This window comes from Parafrankia irregularis, from assembly GCF_001536285.1.
In the GTDB taxonomy this organism is placed as follows: domain Bacteria; phylum Actinomycetota; class Actinomycetes; order Frankiales; family Frankiaceae; genus Parafrankia; species Parafrankia irregularis.
This window is the reverse complement of the sequence record NZ_FAOZ01000005.1, coordinates 366,044-383,877: the sequence shown is the minus strand read 5'-3', so window position 1 is coordinate 383,877 and position 17,834 is coordinate 366,044. Positions and strand designations below refer to the sequence as shown.

Sequence of the window (17,834 nt, the reverse complement as noted above, 5' to 3'; positions counted from 1 at the left end):
GCCCCGAACGGCGATCGAAGATCGACTCGCGATGCCCTAGGCTTCGGCAGGTGCGACGTTGGCGCGGAGTGGAGAACACCCCCCAGGACTGGCCGGGGGGAGTCGTCACCATTGGCTTCTTCGACGGTGTTCACCTGGGGCACCGCCGGATCGTGGGCAGGGCGGTCGAGCTCGCGCGCCAGCGCGGGCAACGGTCGACGGTGCTGACCTTCGACCCGCACCCGGCGGAGGTTCTCCGTCCCGGTACCCATCCCGCCCAGCTGACCACGCTGCGGTACAAGGCGGAGCTGCTGGCCGCGATCGGCGTCGACGCGCTGTGCGTCGCCCCGTTCACCCTGGAGTTCAGCCGGATCCCGGCGGAGGAGTTCGTCCGCCAGGTTCTGGTCGGGCGGCTGCGTGCGACGACCGTGGTGGTGGGGGAGAACTTCACCTACGGCCACCGGGCGGCCGGCAACGTCGAGAGCCTGGCCCGCGACGGGCGGGCGGAGGGCTTCGAGGTGGAGGGCATCGGGCTCGTCCGCGCGGACGAGAAGGTGCTCTCCTCGACCGAGATCCGGCGGCGGGTGGCCGCTGGGGACGTCGAGGGCGCCGCGGCGGCGCTGGGGCGGCCGCACCGGGTGGAGGGCGTCGTCGTGCACGGCGACGCGCGTGGCAGGACGATCGGCTACCCGACGGCGAACCTGCAGTGCGCGCCGTGGTCCGCGATTCCTGACGACGGCGTCTACGCCGGTTTCGCGAGCTGGTCCGACCAGCGCCGGGCCGCCGCGATCTCGATCGGGACGAACCCGACGTTCGAGGGGCGGGACCGCCGGGTCGAGGCGTTCCTGCTGGACTTCGACGGCGACCTTTATGGCGAGTACATGACCTACGAGTTCACCCGCAGGTTGCGTCCCACTCTGCGGTTCGACTCCGTCGACGAGCTTGTCGAGCAGATGGGGCGAGATGTGGACGCGACCCGGTCGGCCACCCTGCCCGTCTGACAGGGAGGCTTTTCCGTCGCACGGTCCACGATCGAGGAGGCCGCGGGTCCGAGTCGACGACGGAAAGCGCTCGGTCGGTGTCCGGGCGGCCCCCCGGGGGTTGATAGGCTTGCCCTTCAAGCGGGAGCGGTGTGTCCGGTGACGGCGTGCCGAATGGTTGGCTCGCGGCGGTTGCTGATGGTTCACAGCTTGTTTTGCGTGGTGCAACTGGTGGTGCCCGGTCCACTGCGGGGGAGCCCCGCGGTGGAGACACTGCGGTGGAGACACCGAGGGTGGGGCCGGGTGCAGGTGGTGGTGCGCAGCGTGGCTGATGGCGCTCAGCTGTCGTCGAGGTCCGGCGATCGTAGGGGCGGGTTCGGTGTGGTGCCGATGGCCCCGGGGGTCGGTGGGCGTGGGGCGACGGTTCGCCAGGCCTACACCGGCAGGAGGCTCGGGTGCAGAAGACCCCGGGCGCGCGCCGTCCCAGACGAGGAACGAGGTGGAGCGTGCCGCTCTCAAGCGACGTCAAGCAGAAGATCATGTCGGACTACGCCACGGTCGAACGGGACACGGGTTCGCCCGAGGTCCAGGTGGCGATGCTGACCCGTCGCATCAGTGACCTGACCGAGCACCTGAAGGTCCACAAGCACGACCACCACAGTCGACGCGGGCTGCTGCTGCTCGTCGGGCGCCGACGCCGCCTGCTGAACTACCTGGCGAAGACGGACATCAACCGCTATCGCGCACTGATCGAGCGACTCGGTCTGCGTCGATAGCAAACAAGAGGGAGCGCCGGGTGGCGCTCCCTCCGGCGCATCCGGGGTAGGTACCGGGGCGTCGGGCCGCCGGCGGCGATCGGGCCGCCTGGCGGCCGCAGGACCTGACCGGGTCCGCGCGGCATGAGTCGCCGGTCCTCGGTCGTGGCCGCCCGAGCGGTGCCAGTGGTAGCGGTGCCGGGCCCGGGAGACTTCGACTGAGCACCGGCATCCTCGATGGCGCGGGCACGGCCCACGAAGAGGATGGAGTATCGAGTGGACGACTCGACACAGGCGGCCGAGGCGGTCATCACGACGCCGGCCGGGCCCCGCACGGTGCGGTTCGAGACCGGCCGGCTGGCACGGCAGGCGGCCGGTTCGGTGGTCGCCTACCTGGGCGACACCATGGTCCTCTCGGCGACGACGGTGAGTCGGTCGCCGAAGGAGCAGCTGGACTTCTTCCCGCTCACGGTCGACGTCGAGGAGCGGATGTACGCGGCGGGGCGCATCCCCGGTTCCTTCTTCCGCCGGGAGGGTCGCCCCAGCGAGGACGCGATCCTGACCTGCCGGCTCATCGACCGACCGCTGCGGCCCTCGTTCGCCAAGGGGCTGCGCAACGAGATCCAGGTCGTCGCGACGGTGCTGGCGCTGGATCCGGAGACCCTCTACGACGTCGTCGCGATCAACGCGGCGAGCGCGTCGACGATGCTGGCGGGGCTGCCGTTCAGCGGTCCGATCGGGGCGACCCGGGTCGGTTTCGTCGACGGTGAGTGGATCGCCTTCCCGACCCACGCCGAGCTCGAGCGGGCGACGTTCGACATGGTCGTGGCCGGCCGGGTGCTGGAGGACGGCTCCGACGTCGCGATCATGATGGTCGAGGCGGAGGCCACGCCGGGGACGGTGGGCCTGCTCGCGGGCGGTGCGCCCGCGCCGACGGAAGAGGTCGTCGCGGCCGGTCTGGAAGCCGCGAAGCCGGCGATCCGCGAGCTGTGCCGGGCCCAGAGCGAGCTGGCGGCCGGCACGGCCAAGCCGCAGCGCGACTTCCCCCTGTTCGTCGACTACCACGCCGACGTGCTGGAGTCGCTGACGGCGGCGGTCGGCGAGGAGCTGGCGGCGGCGCTGCGCATCGCTGGCAAGGCCGAGCGCGAGGCGGAGCTGGAGCGGGTCCGAGTGCTGGCCGTGGAGAAGGTCTCCGGCCAGTTCGAGGGGCGCGACAAGGAGATCGGCCCGGCCTACCGGGCGCTGACGAAGAAGCTGGTCCGTTCCCGGATCGTCGCGGACGGCGTGCGCATCGACGGCCGTTCCACCACCGAGATCCGGGAGCTGTCGGCCGAGGTCGACTACATCCCGCGGGTACACGGATCGGCGCTGTTCGAGCGGGGCGAGACGCAGATCCTCGGCGTCACGACGCTGGCGATGCTGCGGATGGAGCAGACCGTCGACACGCTCAACCCGGAGCGCACCAAGCGGTACATGCACAACTACAACTTCCCGCCGTACTCCACCGGTGAGACGGGCCGGGTGGGCTCGCCGAAGCGGCGCGAGATCGGCCACGGCGCGCTCGCCGAGCGGGCCCTGCTCCCGGTGCTGCCGGACCGCGAGGAGTTCCCCTACGCGATCCGCCAGGTCTCCGAGGCGCTGGGCTCCAACGGTTCGACCAGCATGGGCTCGGTGTGTGCCAGCACGCTGTCGCTGCTGAACGCCGGTGTGCCGCTCAAGGCGCCGGTGGCCGGCATCGCGATGGGGCTGATCCAGGAGGGCGACACGTTCGTCACCCTGACCGACATCCTCGGAGCCGAGGACGCCTTCGGTGACATGGACTTCAAGGTCGCCGGCACCCGCGACTTCGTGACGGCGCTGCAGCTCGACACCAAGCTCGACGGCATCCCCGCCTCGGTGCTGGCCGGTGCGCTGCAGCAGGCGCGAGCGGCCCGCCTGACGATCCTGGAAGTGATGGCCGAGGCCATCGGCGCGCCGGACGAGATGTCCACGCACGCGCCGCGGGTCATCTCGGTGAAGATCCCGGTTGACAAGATCGGTGAGGTCATCGGGCCCAAGGGCAAGATGATCAACCAGATCCAGGCGGACTCCGGCGCCGAGATCACGGTCGAGGACGACGGCACGATCTACATCGGCGCCGCCGACGGGACGTCCGCCGAGACCGCCCGTTCGGCGATCAACGCGATCGCCAACCCGCAGATGCCCGAGGTAGGCGAGCGTTACCTCGGTACCATCGTGAAGATCACCAACTTCGGTGCCTTCGTCTCGCTGACGCCGGGCAAGGACGGCCTGCTGCACGTCAGCAAGCTCAAGCAGCTCGCGGGTGGCAAGCGGGTGGAGAAGGTCGAGGACGTGCTGTCCGTCGGCCAGAAGCTGCAGGTGGAGATCACGGAGATCGATGCCCGGGGCAAGATCAGCCTGGCGCCTGGCGCGGAGGCCGTTGACGCGGTTGCCGCCGAATCCTGAGTCGGCCCCTGTGTCCGCGGGGGTCCTCCTCCTGACAGGAGTGTTGTGACGGAGACGGATCTGTCCACGTCCGACGAGCGCCCGCCGGCTCCGCGCGGGTCGGAGGCCACCTCCGACCCGTCGCCGGTCCGCGTCGCCGAACTGCTCGCCGCCGGATCCGGGCCCGAGGAGCTGCTGGCCGGCACCGTGCGTCGCACGGTGCTGCCCGGCGGCCTGCGGGTCATCACCGAGAAGGTGCCCGGCGTCCGGTCGGTGGCCATCGGCGTCTGGGTGGGGGTCGGCTCCCGCGACGAGACCCCGCTGACCGGCGGCTGCTCGCACTACCTGGAGCACCTGCTGTTCAAGGGCACCCCGAGCCGGGACGCACTGTCGATCAGCGCCGCCATCGAGGCGGTCGGTGGCGACCTGAACGCGTTCACGGCGAAGGAGTACACCTGCTACTACGCCCGGGTCCTTGACTCGGACCTGGACCTCGCCGTCGACGTCGTCTGTGACATGGTCGCCAACTCGCTGGTGACCGCGGACGACGTCGAGGCCGAGCGTGGCGTGATCCTCGAGGAGATCGCCATGCACGAGGACGATCCCGGCGATGTCGTCCACGACGTCTTCGCCGACGCGGTCCTCGGTTCCTCGGTGCTGGGCCGGCCGGTGCTGGGCACGGTCGACACGATCGGGGCCCTCGGCCGGGAGACGATCTTCGACTACTACCGGGAGCGCTACGCCCCGCCGTCGCTCGTGATCTCGATCGCCGGGAACCTCGAGCACGACCAGGCCCTGGACCGGGTGGTCCGGGCGTTCTCCGACCACCTCGGCGGGCCCGCGCGGCCGCAGGACGTCCGCCGCGGCCAGTATCCCTTCCCTCCGCCGCCGGGCATCGTCGTGGACCGGCGGCCCACCGAGCAGGCGCATGTCGTGCTCGGCACGGTGGGTCTGTCCCGGCATGATCCACGGCGCTACGCGCTCGGGGTGCTGTCGACGGCGCTCGGGGGCGGCATGAGCTCGCGGCTGTTCCAGGAGGTCCGGGAGAAGCGGGGCCTGGCGTACTCGGTCTACTCGTTCGACAACCAGTTCGCCGACGCGGGCCTGTTCGGGGTCTACGCGGGCTGCACGCCGGGCCGGGCCGACGACGTGCTGGAGATCTGCCGCGAGCAGGTGCACCAGATCGCCGAGCACGGCATCACCCAGGAGGAGCTCGACCGCGCCCGGGGCCAGAACCGCGGGGGTCTCGTGCTCAACCTGGAGGACACCGGGTCGCGGATGAGCCGGCTGGGCAAGAGCGAGCTGGTGCACGGCGAGCTGCTGTCGGTGGACGAGGTGCTCGCCCGGGTCGAGGCTGTCACTCTGGACGACGTGCGGGCGCTCGCGGGCGAGCTGGTGGACCAGCCGTGGGCGCTGGGCGTCATCGGCCCGTTCGACGACCACGATTTCAGCGCCGCCGTCGCCCGCTGACGGCGGTACGGCGCCGGCATGGTGCGTGCAGGACACATGAGGGGCATGAAGTGATCGCTGTCGGTGTGCTTGGATCCCGCGGCCGGATGGGTGCCGAGGTGTGCCGGGCTGTTCGCGAGGCTCCCGATCTGGAGCTGGTCGCCGAGATCGACGCCGGTGACGACCGTTCCGGGCTTGCGAAGGCCGACGTGCTGGTCGACTTCACCCACCCCGACACGGTCATGGACAACCTGCGGTGGGCGGTGGAGAACGGCGTCCACTCGGTGGTCGGCACGACCGGCTTCGACGACGACCGCCTCGCCACCGTGCGCGGCTGGCTGGGCCCCGATCCGTCGGTCGGGGTTTTCGTGGCCCCGAACTTCGGTATCGCCGCCGTTCTGATGATGCTCTTCGCGGCCCGGGCGGCGCCCTACTTCGAGTCCGTGGAGATCGTCGAGCTGCATCACCCCGGCAAGGCCGACGCGCCCAGCGGGACGGCGCGCCGCACCGCCGAGCTCGTCTCGGCCGCCCGGCGCGCGGCCGGGCAGGACCCGGCGGGGCCGGACGCGACGACCTCGGCCCTCGACGGGGCCCGTGGTACCCGGGTCGCCGGTGTCCCGGTCCACGCGGTCCGGCTCGGTGGGCTCGTCGCGCATCAGGAGGTCCTGCTCGGTGGTTCCGGGGAGACCCTGACCATTCGGCACGACTCGTTGGACCGGGCCTCGTTCATGCCGGGTGTGCTGCTCGCGGTGCGCCACGTCGCCGATCACCTGGGTCTCACGGTGGGCCTGGAGGCCCTGCTGGATCTCGGCTGACCGGTACGGGCGGGGGTGTCGCGAAGCCGTCACCCAGTCCGCTCTCTGCCCGACCCGGTGCGGATGGATAAGTTTCGGGTGTGGCGCGACATACAGGTGGCCGGGCGGCGAACGCCGGAACCGTTTTCGGTATTGACCTGGGGACGACCTTCAGCTGCCTGGCGACCGTCGCGAGCTCCGGCGATCCCGAGGTCGTCCCGCTGATGGACGGGTCGTCCACGCTGCCCAGCGTGGTCCTCTTCGTCGGTCAGAACGACTACATCACCGGGGAGACCGCCCGGCGGCTCGCCCGGGCCCGCCCTGATGACGTCTGTTCGCTCGTCAAGCGCCGGATGGGCGACCGTGACTGGCGTTTCGTGACGCACGGGGCGGCGTGGTCGGCGCCCGCGGTGAGCGGACTGATCCTCAAGGCACTGGTCTCGGATGCCGGCCTGACCGTCGGCGAGCCGGTCCGCGACGTGGTCATCACCGTCCCCGCCTACTTCGGTGACGAGGAGCGCAGGGCGACGGTGCTGGCGGGGGAGTACGCCGGCCTGAACGTCGTGGATGTCATCAACGAACCGACGGCCGCCGCGCTGTCCTACGGGTTCGCCCGTTTCGAGGTCGCGGGCCGGCGGACACTCGCCGGGCCGGGGGCGCTCGCCGAGGAGGTGGCCCTCGTCTACGACCTCGGCGGAGGGACCTTCGACGTGACCATCGTCGAGCTCGCCGACCGCAGGGTCTCCGTCGTCGCCACCGATGGCGATCATCAGCTCGGCGGGGCGGACTGGGACGAGAAGATCGTCCTTTTTCTCTCCGACCGCTTCCTCGCGGCCCACCCCGATGCCGACGACCCGCTGGACAACGGCGAGGCGGCCCAGGAGCTGTCACTCGCCGCCGAGCGTGCTCGCCGCGAGCTGACCCAGGCCGAGTCGACCGTGGTCACGGTCAGCCACGGCGGCAGATCTCTGGACGTCACCCTCACCCGTGACGAGATGGAGAGCCTGACCGCCGGTCTGCTCGACCGCACCCTCGCGCTGACCCGGTCGGCCATCGACGCCGCCCGTGAGCGGGGAGTTCGCGGTGTCGACCGGGTCCTGCTCGTCGGCGGGGCGTCGCGGATGCCGGCCGTCGCCCGTCGCCTGGCCGCGGAGCTGTCCGTGCCGGTGGAACTCACCGATCCCGATCTGGCTGTCGCTCGCGGTGCCGCCATCTACGGCCAGAAGAAGGCGATGGAGCGCCTGGTCGCCGCCGACCTGGTGACCCGCGGCCAGCTGGTGGACGGGGCCTCGGTGGACACCGCGGCGCCGGCCGATCTGGACGCTGCCTGCCGCCGGTTGGCCGAGGCCCTCGGGCTGCCCGCGGACCGGGTTCGCCGGACGGTCGAGGTCCAGGTCGTCAACGTGGTGTCGCGGGGTTTCGGGGTGCTGGCGCTGGACCGGTTCGGCGACCAGCGCGCGGTCTTCCTCGTGCACCGCAACGACCGGCTGCCGGTTGCCGTTCGCCGGCTGTTCGGCACCGTCCGCGATGATCAGGACGCGGTGATGGTGCATGTCGTCGAGCAGGCCGGCGGAGTGGAATCCACCCGGATCGAGGACAACAAGATCATCACGAATGCGGAGATCATCGGGATTCCGCCGGGCTATCCTGCCGGAACCCAGATTGAAATCATGTTCCGCATGGGCTTCGACGGCATCCTGGAGGTGACGGCCCGGCACGAAGGGCTCGCCGACCAGCCGTTGACCGTCCGCATCGAGACCTCGGCCGCGCTCAGCCAGGCGGACGTCGCCCGCGAGCGTGAGCAGGTCGCGCGTGCCCGCCGGGAGCGGGGCCTGGACCGGCCCGCCACCGGTGGTCCGGACCCGCTGCGCAAGAAGCCGCGGGACGGCGACTCCGGCGGGCTCGGCGGGCTCGGTGGGTCGCCGGGCTGGCCGTAAGCCGCCGTCAGAGCGTCACGTCTTCAACAGGGAGTCCGCGGTGCTGCCCTTCGACTCGAACGACTACCGGAGCCGGGTGCTCGCCGCGGTCCACGCCCGCGGCGGTGCCGAGCAGAGTGACCCGTTCGAGATCTACGACATCCCGATCGAGGAGGCCGCCCGGCTCGGCGACGCCGAGGTCTGGGCACGCATCGACGAGGTCTGGGCGTTCTGGCAGCGCAGCCGGGATCATCCCCGCTACCGCGGTGTGATCATCGCGCTGCTGGGCCTGCACGGCGAACTGTCCGCGGCGCTGCGAACGACGGCGGCCCGAACGGAGCTCGCCGGGCGGGTCGCCGCCGCCCGCACCGCCCGGGACGGCGAGCGCTTCGCCGAGCTCGACGCCGCCGTTCGCCGGCTGGTGAGCCGCTTCGGTGGCCTGCCCGAGGACAAGATCGCCGGGCTGCGTGCGCTGGCGGCCACGCATGGAATCGACGACGCGGCGTTCGAGCTGCGCATACGCCGGCATCGGCGGCTCCCCGCCGGCACGGCGGAACGGGCCACGGCCACGTCGGCCCGCCGGCCCGTGTCGGCCGAGGTGATACGCCAGGTGCGCGCCGATCTCGACGAGCTTGGCCGGATCGTGGGAACCACCCCGCCGCGAAGCCTCTTCGACCTGCTCGGGGTCACGCCGGAAAGCAGCCGGGAGGAGATCCGCGCCGTCCGCGACGCCGCCGCGGCGCGCAACCGCGAGCGTCGGCCGGACCGGCGCCGCGCACTGTTGGACGACCTGCTCACGGCGGCGCGGGCGCTGCTCGTCGACGGCGACCCCGAGGCCTATCTCGACGCGCTCGTCGAGCCGGTCAAGGCGGTGCTGCGGCCGCGGGTGGCCACCGCCGTGCTGATCGAGGACCGCCTGCTCGCCACGGCCGCGGCCGAGCTCGTCGCCCAGGCCGTGGCCGAGGGCCTCGACCAGGGCCGGGCCCGCGCGGTCGTCGCGGATCTCGCCCGCGAGCACGGCGTGGAGCCACCGGAGACCGGGCGTCTGACGAGCCCGTCGCACCCGTCGCGTCCGGGAAGCGGTGCCGCGCAAGGTGGGTGGACGGGCGGTGGGCCGGCCACGGGCGGCTCCGGGGGAGCGGCCGAGACCACCGGCAGTGACGCGCCCACGCGCGACCGGCCGGCCTCCCGACCGGTGCCGGCCCGGGCCAGCGACTGGCAGGCCCTGCTGTCGCGTGCCCGTGCCGAGCTGCGGGCGGGGCGGCCGATCGCGGCCAGCGGTGAGATCGCCCGCGCCCGGGAGCTCGCGGGCGAGACGCTGCCACCGATCAGGGCGCTCGACGACGAGGTCGAGCGGGTGATCCGGGACGCCGGTGAGCGCTGGCAGGCCATCGTCGCCGAGCTCACCGCGAACCGTCACCGCGCGGTGCTGGGCCTCCTCGAGGCCCTTGCCCCCCTCGCCGCCGACGTGCCAGGCCCCGGTGGGCGGCTGCTCGAGGAGGTGCGGGCGCTGGCGCTCGACCAGTGTGCCCAGGCGGACGAGCTCGTCCGCCGGGCGCGGACGTCGGTCGGCCCGGACCGGGTCCGGCTGGTCCGGGCGGCGGTGGCCCTGGTGGCGGACCACGAAGAGGCACTCGCCCTGCTGGCCGAACCCGCGGCCGGCGCCGCCGGCCCGGGTGCCGCGAGCGGTGGAACCGGGTCGGCGACGACGGTGGGCCCGCGAGCAGACACGTCCGCCCGCCCGGCGCCGTCCACCGAACGGCCGTCCACCGAACGGCCGGCGGCGGAACGGCCGGCGGTGGAAGGACTGCCGGCGCAACCGCAGTCCGCTGAAACGGCAGCTGCTGGGCCTGCGTCGGTCGAACCGCCGACCGGCGTGGCCGCGCGTTGGGACGGGTCCTCCGTGGTCATCAGCTGGCGGCGGACAGTAACTCCTGGTGATGCCAGCTATCGCATCCGCCGGATCACGGCGGACGGGAAGGCTCGGGCGGTGGGCGTCACGCCAGCCACCGTCATCGAGGACGGCGGGGTGTTCCGCGGTTCGTCGATCCCTGAATACGAGGTGATCGCCGGCATCGGCGGAGTGTGGTCGAAGCCCGCGAGATGGCCCGACCCTGCTGGCACCGCCGACCCCGTCGGCGCGGGCACGGCCGGCGCGGGCGCCGCAGGACCGGGCGCGGCCGGGCCGGGCGCCGCCGGGCCGGGCGCGGCAGAGCAGCCCCGGAGCGAGAGCGGCGGTTCCACGCTGGGGCCGGTTGATGGCGCACCGCCCGAAGGCGGACAGGCCGGCGCCGCCGCGTTCGAGGTGCCCCCGCCGGGACCGCGCACAGCGGCCGACGAGATCGGCCCGGCCTCGGATCTGCGGATGGAGGGCGGCCGGTTGTGCTGGACCTGGCCGGCGGGGTGCACCGAGATGATGGTCACCGCCCGTGCGGACCTCCCGCCCGCCGGCGCGCAGGAACTGGGCGCCACCACGCGCAAGATCACCAACACTCGGTATGACATCGATGGCGGCTTCCTGCCGCCGGACGTCCGTCCACTGCATGTCGCCCTGTTCGCCTGCGTGCGGGAGCGCGGTGAGCTGGTGGTCGCGGGTGCCGCGGCCGGCCGTGTCCTGATCGATGCGACCGGCTGCCTGACCGTTGTCGGACCGGGTTCCGCCGCCGCGGTGCGGACAGCCCCGGCTGGTGGCGGCGTCGTCGGGGCCGGGAGCGGCAGCGGGAGCGGGAGTGGGGCTGGCTGACGTCCGCGTCGGCCGCCCCGGCTGGTGGCGACCGGTGCCGACCGGTGCCGCTGTAAGGTTGGGATCGTGTTCTTCTTTTCTCGACATCGGTGATCGCCGCGCATCCAGGGTCCGATGAGCGCGCGAAGAGATCGCGTGCCAGCAGTGTCGAGAAAGAGGAGTTGATCGGCGATGGCCGATGCGCCCGTGGTTCGTCCCACGCTGGTCAGCGGGTTTCCCGAGTGGCTTCCCGACGTGCGGATGGTGGAGCTGCGCTGGCTGGACACCATTCGTGCCTCGTTCGAGCGGTACGGGTTCTGCTCGGTCGAGACCCCGTCGGTGGAGGCGCTCGAGGCACTGATGGCGAAGGGCGAGACGTCGCAGGAGGTCTACACCCTGCGGCGCCTGCAGGCCACCGACGATGACGACAGCGCGCGTCTCGGTCTGCACTTCGACCTGACGGTCCCGTTCGCCCGTTACGTCGCCGCGCACTTCAACGACCTGGTCTTCCCGTTCAAGCGGTACCAGATCCAGCGGGTCTGGCGCGGGGAGCGGCCGCAGGAGGGCCGGTACCGCGAGTTCACCCAGTGCGACATCGACGTCATCAACGTCGATCACGTGCCGCTGCACTTCGACGCCGAGCTGCCCCGGATCGTGCACGAGATCCTCACGACGCTCGGCGTCCCAGCCTGGACGCTGAACATCAACAACCGCAAGGTGCTGCAGGGTTTCTACGAGGGCCTCGGCATCGGCGATCCGCTGGCTGTGATCCGGGCCGCCGACAAGATCGACAAGATCGGTCGTGCGGGGGTGGAGGCGCTGCTGACCGGCCCGGTGGGCCTCAGTGCGGACCAGGCGAAGGCCTGCCTCGACCTGGCCGCGGTCCGGGGCTCCGACGCCTCGGTCGTCGACGAGGTCGGCCGGCTCGGAGTCAAGTCAGACCTGCTCACCGAAGGGCTCGACGAGCTGGGGCGGGTGCTCGACGATCTGGCCGACCTGCCGGCGGGCAGCGTGGTGGCCGACCTGTCGATCGCGCGCGGCCTGGACTACTACACGGGCACCGTCTACGAGGCGAAGTTCGTGGACGCACCCGGCTACGGCAGCATCTGCTCAGGCGGTCGGTACGACGACCTCGCCGGGACGTTCATCCGGCGCAATCTGCCCGGAGTCGGGATCTCGATCGGGCTGACCCGGATCTTCGCCAAGCTCGTCGCGGACGGTCTGGTCGGCGGCGGCCCGGCGAGCCCGGCCCAGGTGCTGATGGTGATCCCGAGTGACGAACGGCGTCAGGTGGCGCTTGCAACCGCCCGGACGCTGCGCGAGCGCGGCCTGCGGGTTGAGACGTACCACCAGGCCGACAAGATCGCCAAGCAGGTCCGCTACGCCTCCCGCAAGGGAATCCCGAACGTCTGGTTCCCGCCGTTCGCGGACGACCGCGAGCACGAGGTCAAGAACATGGCGACCGGCGACCAGCGCACCGCCGACCCCGCGCGGTGGGCCCCCGACGCCTGATCCGTGCGGTGCCGGTGCGGCGCCCGTTCGCGCCACGCGGCCGCGGCGCCGGTCGGCGGCGCGGGAGACGGGCCGACCGGTGGTCGCGGCCGCGTGGTGGACATGGTGCCCGCCGTCGGTGTGGGCCTCGGCCGGGAGCTGACGGGGGCGGAGACCCCCGGCCGAGGCCACACTTCCGGGTGAGCACCGGACCCCTCACCGGCTGTGGCGAAGAGCCCACATCCGGTGTACCACGGTGGGCCGTCGCGGCCACCGCCGTGTTCCGGACGGGTCACCGGACGGGTAAGTGGGTGGCGACACGGGGCGGTTGGGCGGTTCGAACGTAACCGGTCTGGTGCATGCCGATGACGCCCACGCCAACGGGTCCCGGCGCGGGTCGGACCGGGAAGACGATGCTGCTGTTGATGAGGTGGTCCCTCGGGGTCTCGTCCGATGCCCGGCCGGGTCACCGCGAAGCGAGCGGATACCGTGGTGCGCATCCGCTGCCGGCGAGGTCGGGAGGCTCGCATCCGCAGCCTGACCCGTGGCCGGGGGGCGCGTGGCGCGCCGTCTGACCCGAGTCCAGATCGAGGGCCGGGCGGGTCGCCGAGCGTGTGGGTGCGGATTCCTTGTGGAGGTCAGTCTCGTGGAGAGCGCTGTGGGGGAGGGTTTCATGCCGGACGAAACCGTCGGGTCCGCCGGGCCGGGCCGGTCCCCGGAGGGGGCCCAGGTACCGGCGGTGGCTCGCCTGCGGGTGCAGGTCATCGCCCGTACCGAGTTCCTGCCGCCGAGCGACGTGCCATGGAGCACCGACGCCGACGGCGGCCAGGCACTCGCGGAGTTCGCGGGTCGAGCCTGCTACCAGAGCTGGAGCAAGCCGAACCCGGCGACCGCGACGAACGCGGGCTACCTGCGGCACATCCTCGACGTCGGCCACCTGTCGGTCCTCGAACACGGGTCGGTGTCCCTCTACATCACCGGGGTGTCACGCAGCCTCACGCACGAGCTGGTGCGGCACCGGCACTTCTCCTACAGCCAGCTCTCCCAGCGATACGTCCCCGAGCATGACGCGGCACTCGTCGAGCCCGAGGTGATCGCCGACGATCCGGAGCTGCACGATCTGTTCACCGAGGCCGCCGCCGCCTCGATGGAGGCCTACGCGCGGCTGTTGGAGGGCCTGGAGAAGCGGTTCGCCGACGTGTCGGCGCCGACGTCGCGGCGTAAGCAGGCGCGGCAGGCGGCACGGTCGGTGCTGATGAACGCGACCGAGACCAGGATCGTCGTCACGGGCAACTACCGCGCGTGGCGGCATTTCGTCGCGATGCGGGCCAGCGAGCATGCCGATGTCGAGATCCGCGGCCTGGCGGTCGCCATCCTGCGGGCGTTGCAGGAGGTGGCGCCGAACGTCTTCGCCGACTTCCAGGTGCGAACCCTCGACGACGGCACCGAGGTGGCGTCGAGCCCGTTGGCGGGCGAAGGCTGATCCTGCGCCCCGCCGGCCCGGCAAGGGCCCTTCGGCGCCGGGACTCCCGACGTTCGGCCCCGCCAGCCGCGGGCTGACCTGACCACTCCCATGCTCACAAGGGATCAGCGTTCGGGCCTGGTCGAGGGGAACGATGATGGGGTCGAGCGGTGGGGCAGACGCGCGGGCAACGGCGCCAGGGCGGGACGGGCAGGGGAGGGCCAGCATGATCGACGTTGCCGAGATCGACGCGGGTTCAGCCAGGGCGGCGGGGTCGGCAGGGCCAGCCGTGGCGGCGGCACGCCCGCTGTCCACCGAGGAGCTGCGCCTGGTCGACGCCTACTGGCGGGCCGCGAACTACCTCTCGGTCGGGCAGATCTACCTGCTGGACAATCCGCTGCTGTCCGAGCCCCTGCGGGCCGAGCACATCAAGTCGCGCCTGCTCGGCCACTGGGGGACCACACCCGGCCTCAACCTGATCTACGCCCACCTCAACCGGGTCATCCGGCGCAACGACCTTGACGCGATCTATGTGGTCGGCCCTGGTCACGGCGGTCCGGGGATCGTGGCGAACACCTATCTCGAGGGCACCTACAGCGAGATCTACCCGTCAGTGGCCCAGGACCGGGAGGGCATGCGGCGGCTGTTCCGCCAGTTCTCCTTCCCCGGAGGCATTCCGAGCCATGTGGCGCCGGAGGTGCCCGGCTCGATTCACGAGGGCGGTGAGCTGGGCTATGCCCTCACGCACGCCTTCGGAGCAGCCTTCGACAACCCGCACCTGCTGGTCGCCGCCGTCGTCGGTGACGGTGAGGCGGAAACCGGGCCGCTGGCCGCGAGCTGGCATTCGAACAAGTTCCTCGACCCGGTGCGGGACGGCGTCGTGCTGCCGATCCTGCACCTCAACGGCTACAAGATCGCGCAGCCGGCCATCCTCGCCCGTATCCCGGAGGCCGAGCTCGAGTCGCTGATGCGGGGCTACGGCTACGAGCCGCTGCACGTGGCCGGCGACGACCCCGCGGAGGTCCATCAGCGGTTCGCGCACTGTCTCGACCTCGCGATCTCGCGGATCCACGACATCCAGGACCGGGCCCGTCGGCTTGGTGATCCGTCCCGGCCCGCCTGGCCGATGATCATCTTGCGCACTCCGAAGGGCTGGACCGGCCCGACCACGGTGGACGGGCTGCCGGTCGAGGGCAACTGGCGTTCGCACCAGGTACCGATCAGCGAGCCGAAGCGCGACCCGGCCCACCTCGCCCAGCTCGAGACCTGGCTGCGCAGCTACCGGCCCTGGGAGCTGTTCGAGCCCGACGGGCGGCTGAAGCCCGAGCTCGCGGCGCTGGCCCCGGTGGGAACGCGCCGGATGAGCGCCAACCCGCACGCCAACGGCGGCGAGCTGCTGCGTGACCTGACCCTGCCGGACTTCCGCGACTACGCGGTCGACGTGCCCAAGCCCGGCCGGGCCTGGACGGGGGCGACCCGGGTGCTCGGTGGCTTCCTGCGGGACGTCATGCGCGCCAACCCGAACACCTTCCGGGTCATGGGCCCGGACGAGACCGCCTCGAACCGGCTGGGCGCGCTGTTCGAGACCACCGGGCGGGCCTGGAACGCCGAGGTCGTGGAGACGGACGAGGACCTCGCGCCGGACGGCCGGGTGATGGAGGTGCTCTCCGAGCACCTGTGCCAGGGCTGGCTGGAGGGGTACCTGCTCACCGGCCGGCACGGCTTCTTCTCCTGCTACGAGGCGTTCATCCACATCGTCGACTCGATGGTGAACCAGCACGCGAAGTGGCTGAAGACGTCCCGGCACATTCCGTGGCGGCGGCCGATCGCGTCGCTGAACTACCTGCTCACCAGCCACGTGTGGCGGCAGGACCACAACGGCTTCTCGCACCAGGACCCGGGCTTCATCGACCATGTGGTGAACAAGAAGGCCGAGATCATCCGGGTCTACCTGCCGCCGGACGCGAACACCCTGCTCTCGGTGGCGGACCACTGCCTGCGCAGCCGGCATTACATCAACGTGATCGTGGCCGGCAAGCAGTCCGCGCTGACCTACCTGCCGATGCGGGACGCGATCGCGCACTGCACCCGCGGCCTGGGCATCTGGGACTGGGCGAGCAACGACCACACCGAGGACGGCGACGGCACCCCGGACGTCGTCATGGCGTGCGCCGGGGACATCCCGACCCTGGAGACGCTCGCCGCGGTCGACATCCTGCGCCAGCACTTCCCCGACCTGAAGGTGCGTGTCGTCAACGTCGTCGACCTCATGAGCCTGCAGGACGAGGCGGAGCACCCGCACGGGATCTCCGACGCCCGCTTCGACGCGCTGTTCACCTCGGACCGGCCGATCATCTTCGCCTACCACGGCTATCCGTGGCTGATCCACCGGCTCACCTACCGCCGTCGCAACCACAACAACATGCACGTGCGGGGCTACATCGAGGAGGGCACGACAACCACGCCCTTCGACATGGTGATGATGAACAATCTGGACCGCTTCCACCTGGTGGTCGACGTGATCGACCGGGTGCCCAGCCTGGGGGCGCGCGCCGCGCACGTGCGGCAGCGGATGATCGATGCTCGGCTGGCCGCCCGGGCCTACACCCGGGACCACGGCGAGGACGATCCCAGCATCCGTGACTGGACCTGGCCGTACTGAGGTCAGGCCGGGAGCGGCCGAGAGCCGAGAGCGACCGAGGACGGGGTCTTATGGGCGGGAACGTGCTGGTGGTCAACGCCGGCTCGTCCAGCGTGAAGCTGCGGCTGCTCGATCCGGGCGACCGGGTGCTGGCCGCGCACGACCTGCGTGCGGTCGCCGGCCGGCCCGACCCCGACGAGCTGGAACGGGCGGTCGAGGAGCTCGCCCAGGCTGGCGAGGTGGCGATCACCGGCCACCGGGTGGTGCACGGGGGGTCTGTCTTCGTCGACCCGGTCCTGGTCGATGACGAGGTCGAGCGGCAGCTGCGCGCGCTGGTGCCACTTGCGCCGCTGCACCAGCCGGCGGCGCTGACCGCGCTGGCGGACGTCTCGGCGGTGCTGCCGGGGGTGCCGAGGGTCGCCTGCTTCGACACCGCGTTCCACGCCCGCATGCCGCCCGAGGCGATCACCTACCCGGTTCCGATGCGCTGGCGCGACGAGTACGGGGTGCGTCGGTACGGGTTTCACGGCCTGTCCCACGCGTACGCGTCACGGCGCGCCGCGGAGCTCACCGGCGCCCGGCGTGTCGTCACCGCGCACCTGGGCTCGGGAGCGTCGCTGGCGGCGGTGCGCGACGGCGTCAGCGTCGACACGACGATGGGCTTCACCCCGCTGGAGGGCATGGTGATGGCCACCCGCTCGGGAACGGTGGACCCCGGCCTGCTGCTGTGGCTGCAGACGGAGCGGGGGATGACCGCCGAGGAGCTGACGGACGCCCTGTTCCACCGCAGCGGCATGACCGGGCTCGTCGGCTCCGCGGACATGCGCGCGGTGCTCGACGGCGCGCGGCGGCCCGGTACGCCGGAGGCCCTGGGCCTCGCCGTCTACCTGCATCGGCTGCGGGCCGAGATCGCCGCCATGACGGCCGCCCTCGGTGGGCTGGACGCCCTGGTCTTCACGGGTGGGGTGGGGGAGCACGCCCCGCCGGTGCGCTCCGGTGCCGCCGCCGGGCTCGGTTTCCTGGGCGTCGCGCTCGACGCGGAGCGCAACAGCTCGTATCAGGGCGGGGACCTGGAGATCAGTGCTTCCGGAGCGTCGGTCCGCACCCTGATCATCGAGGCGCGTGAGGACGTCGAGATCGCCCGGGCGGCCCGCGCGCAGCTGCCGGCACACGCGGGGTGAGCATCTCGGGCGGGCGCGC

The 17,834-nt window shown here is 71.8% G+C and carries 11 protein-coding genes; all 11 read left to right on the top strand.

Going from position 1 to position 17,834, the window contains the following annotated elements:
* The first annotated feature begins 50 nt into the window (after positions 1-50).
* The 11 genes from AWX74_RS10675 to AWX74_RS10625 all read left to right on the top strand — a co-directional run bounded on the left by AWX74_RS10675 (position 51) and on the right by AWX74_RS10625 (position 17,815).
* On the top strand, positions 51-980 hold the full coding sequence (locus tag AWX74_RS10675; RefSeq protein ID WP_091274418.1) for a bifunctional riboflavin kinase/FAD synthetase: 930 nt from the start codon (positions 51-53) through the stop codon (positions 978-980).
* A 485-nt stretch (positions 981-1,465) separates the two neighbouring features.
* Complete coding sequence (gene rpsO, locus AWX74_RS10670) at positions 1,466-1,735, top strand: 30S ribosomal protein S15 (protein WP_006543548.1); 270 nt, start codon at positions 1,466-1,468, stop codon at positions 1,733-1,735.
* Positions 1,736-1,990: 255 nt separating this feature from the next.
* The gene (locus AWX74_RS10665; protein ID WP_091274415.1) at positions 1,991-4,180 is read left to right on the top strand and encodes a polyribonucleotide nucleotidyltransferase; all 2,190 of its coding nucleotides are present in this window, start codon (positions 1,991-1,993) and stop codon (positions 4,178-4,180) included.
* A gap of 45 nt (positions 4,181-4,225) precedes the next feature.
* Positions 4,226-5,629: a M16 family metallopeptidase gene (locus tag AWX74_RS10660; protein ID WP_091274412.1), complete on the top strand. Its 1,404-nt coding sequence runs from the start codon at positions 4,226-4,228 to the stop codon at positions 5,627-5,629.
* 50 nt (positions 5,630-5,679) lie between these two features.
* Positions 5,680-6,423 (top strand): 4-hydroxy-tetrahydrodipicolinate reductase, encoded by a 744-nt coding sequence (gene dapB / locus AWX74_RS10655; protein ID WP_091274409.1) that lies wholly within the window; start codon positions 5,680-5,682, stop codon positions 6,421-6,423.
* 80 nt (positions 6,424-6,503) lie between these two features.
* Positions 6,504-8,339, top strand: coding sequence for an Hsp70 family protein (locus AWX74_RS10650; protein ID WP_091274405.1), 1,836 nt, complete (start codon positions 6,504-6,506; stop codon positions 8,337-8,339).
* Positions 8,340-8,379: 40 nt separating this feature from the next.
* A complete protein-coding gene (locus tag AWX74_RS10645) occupies positions 8,380-11,061 on the top strand; it encodes a hypothetical protein (protein WP_091274702.1) in 2,682 nt (893 codons plus the stop codon).
* 171 nt (positions 11,062-11,232) lie between these two features.
* A complete protein-coding gene (gene hisS / locus AWX74_RS10640) occupies positions 11,233-12,552 on the top strand; it encodes a histidine--tRNA ligase (protein ID WP_091274401.1) in 1,320 nt (439 codons plus the stop codon).
* Between the two features lie 652 nt (positions 12,553-13,204).
* On the top strand, positions 13,205-14,014 hold the full coding sequence (thyX, locus tag AWX74_RS10635; protein ID WP_226931266.1) for an FAD-dependent thymidylate synthase: 810 nt from the start codon (positions 13,205-13,207) through the stop codon (positions 14,012-14,014).
* Positions 14,015-14,219: 205 nt separating this feature from the next.
* A complete protein-coding gene (locus AWX74_RS10630) occupies positions 14,220-16,655 on the top strand; it encodes a phosphoketolase family protein (RefSeq protein WP_091274398.1) in 2,436 nt (811 codons plus the stop codon).
* A gap of 50 nt (positions 16,656-16,705) precedes the next feature.
* Positions 16,706-17,815 (top strand): acetate/propionate family kinase, encoded by a 1,110-nt coding sequence (locus AWX74_RS10625; protein ID WP_091274394.1) that lies wholly within the window; start codon positions 16,706-16,708, stop codon positions 17,813-17,815.
* The last annotated feature ends 19 nt before the right edge of the window (positions 17,816-17,834 follow it).

Excerpts from the sequence above, each read along its gene's own strand:
- hisS (WP_091274401.1), top strand. The coding sequence starts at position 11,233 with ATGGCCGATGCGCCCGTGGTTCGTCCCACGCTGGTCAGCGGGTTTCCC.
- thyX (WP_226931266.1), top strand. The coding sequence starts at position 13,205 with ATGCCGGACGAAACCGTCGGGTCCGCCGGGCCGGGCCGGTCCCCGGAG.
- AWX74_RS10630 (WP_091274398.1), top strand. The coding sequence starts at position 14,220 with ATGATCGACGTTGCCGAGATCGACGCGGGTTCAGCCAGGGCGGCGGGG.
- AWX74_RS10625 (WP_091274394.1), top strand. The coding sequence starts at position 16,706 with ATGGGCGGGAACGTGCTGGTGGTCAACGCCGGCTCGTCCAGCGTGAAG.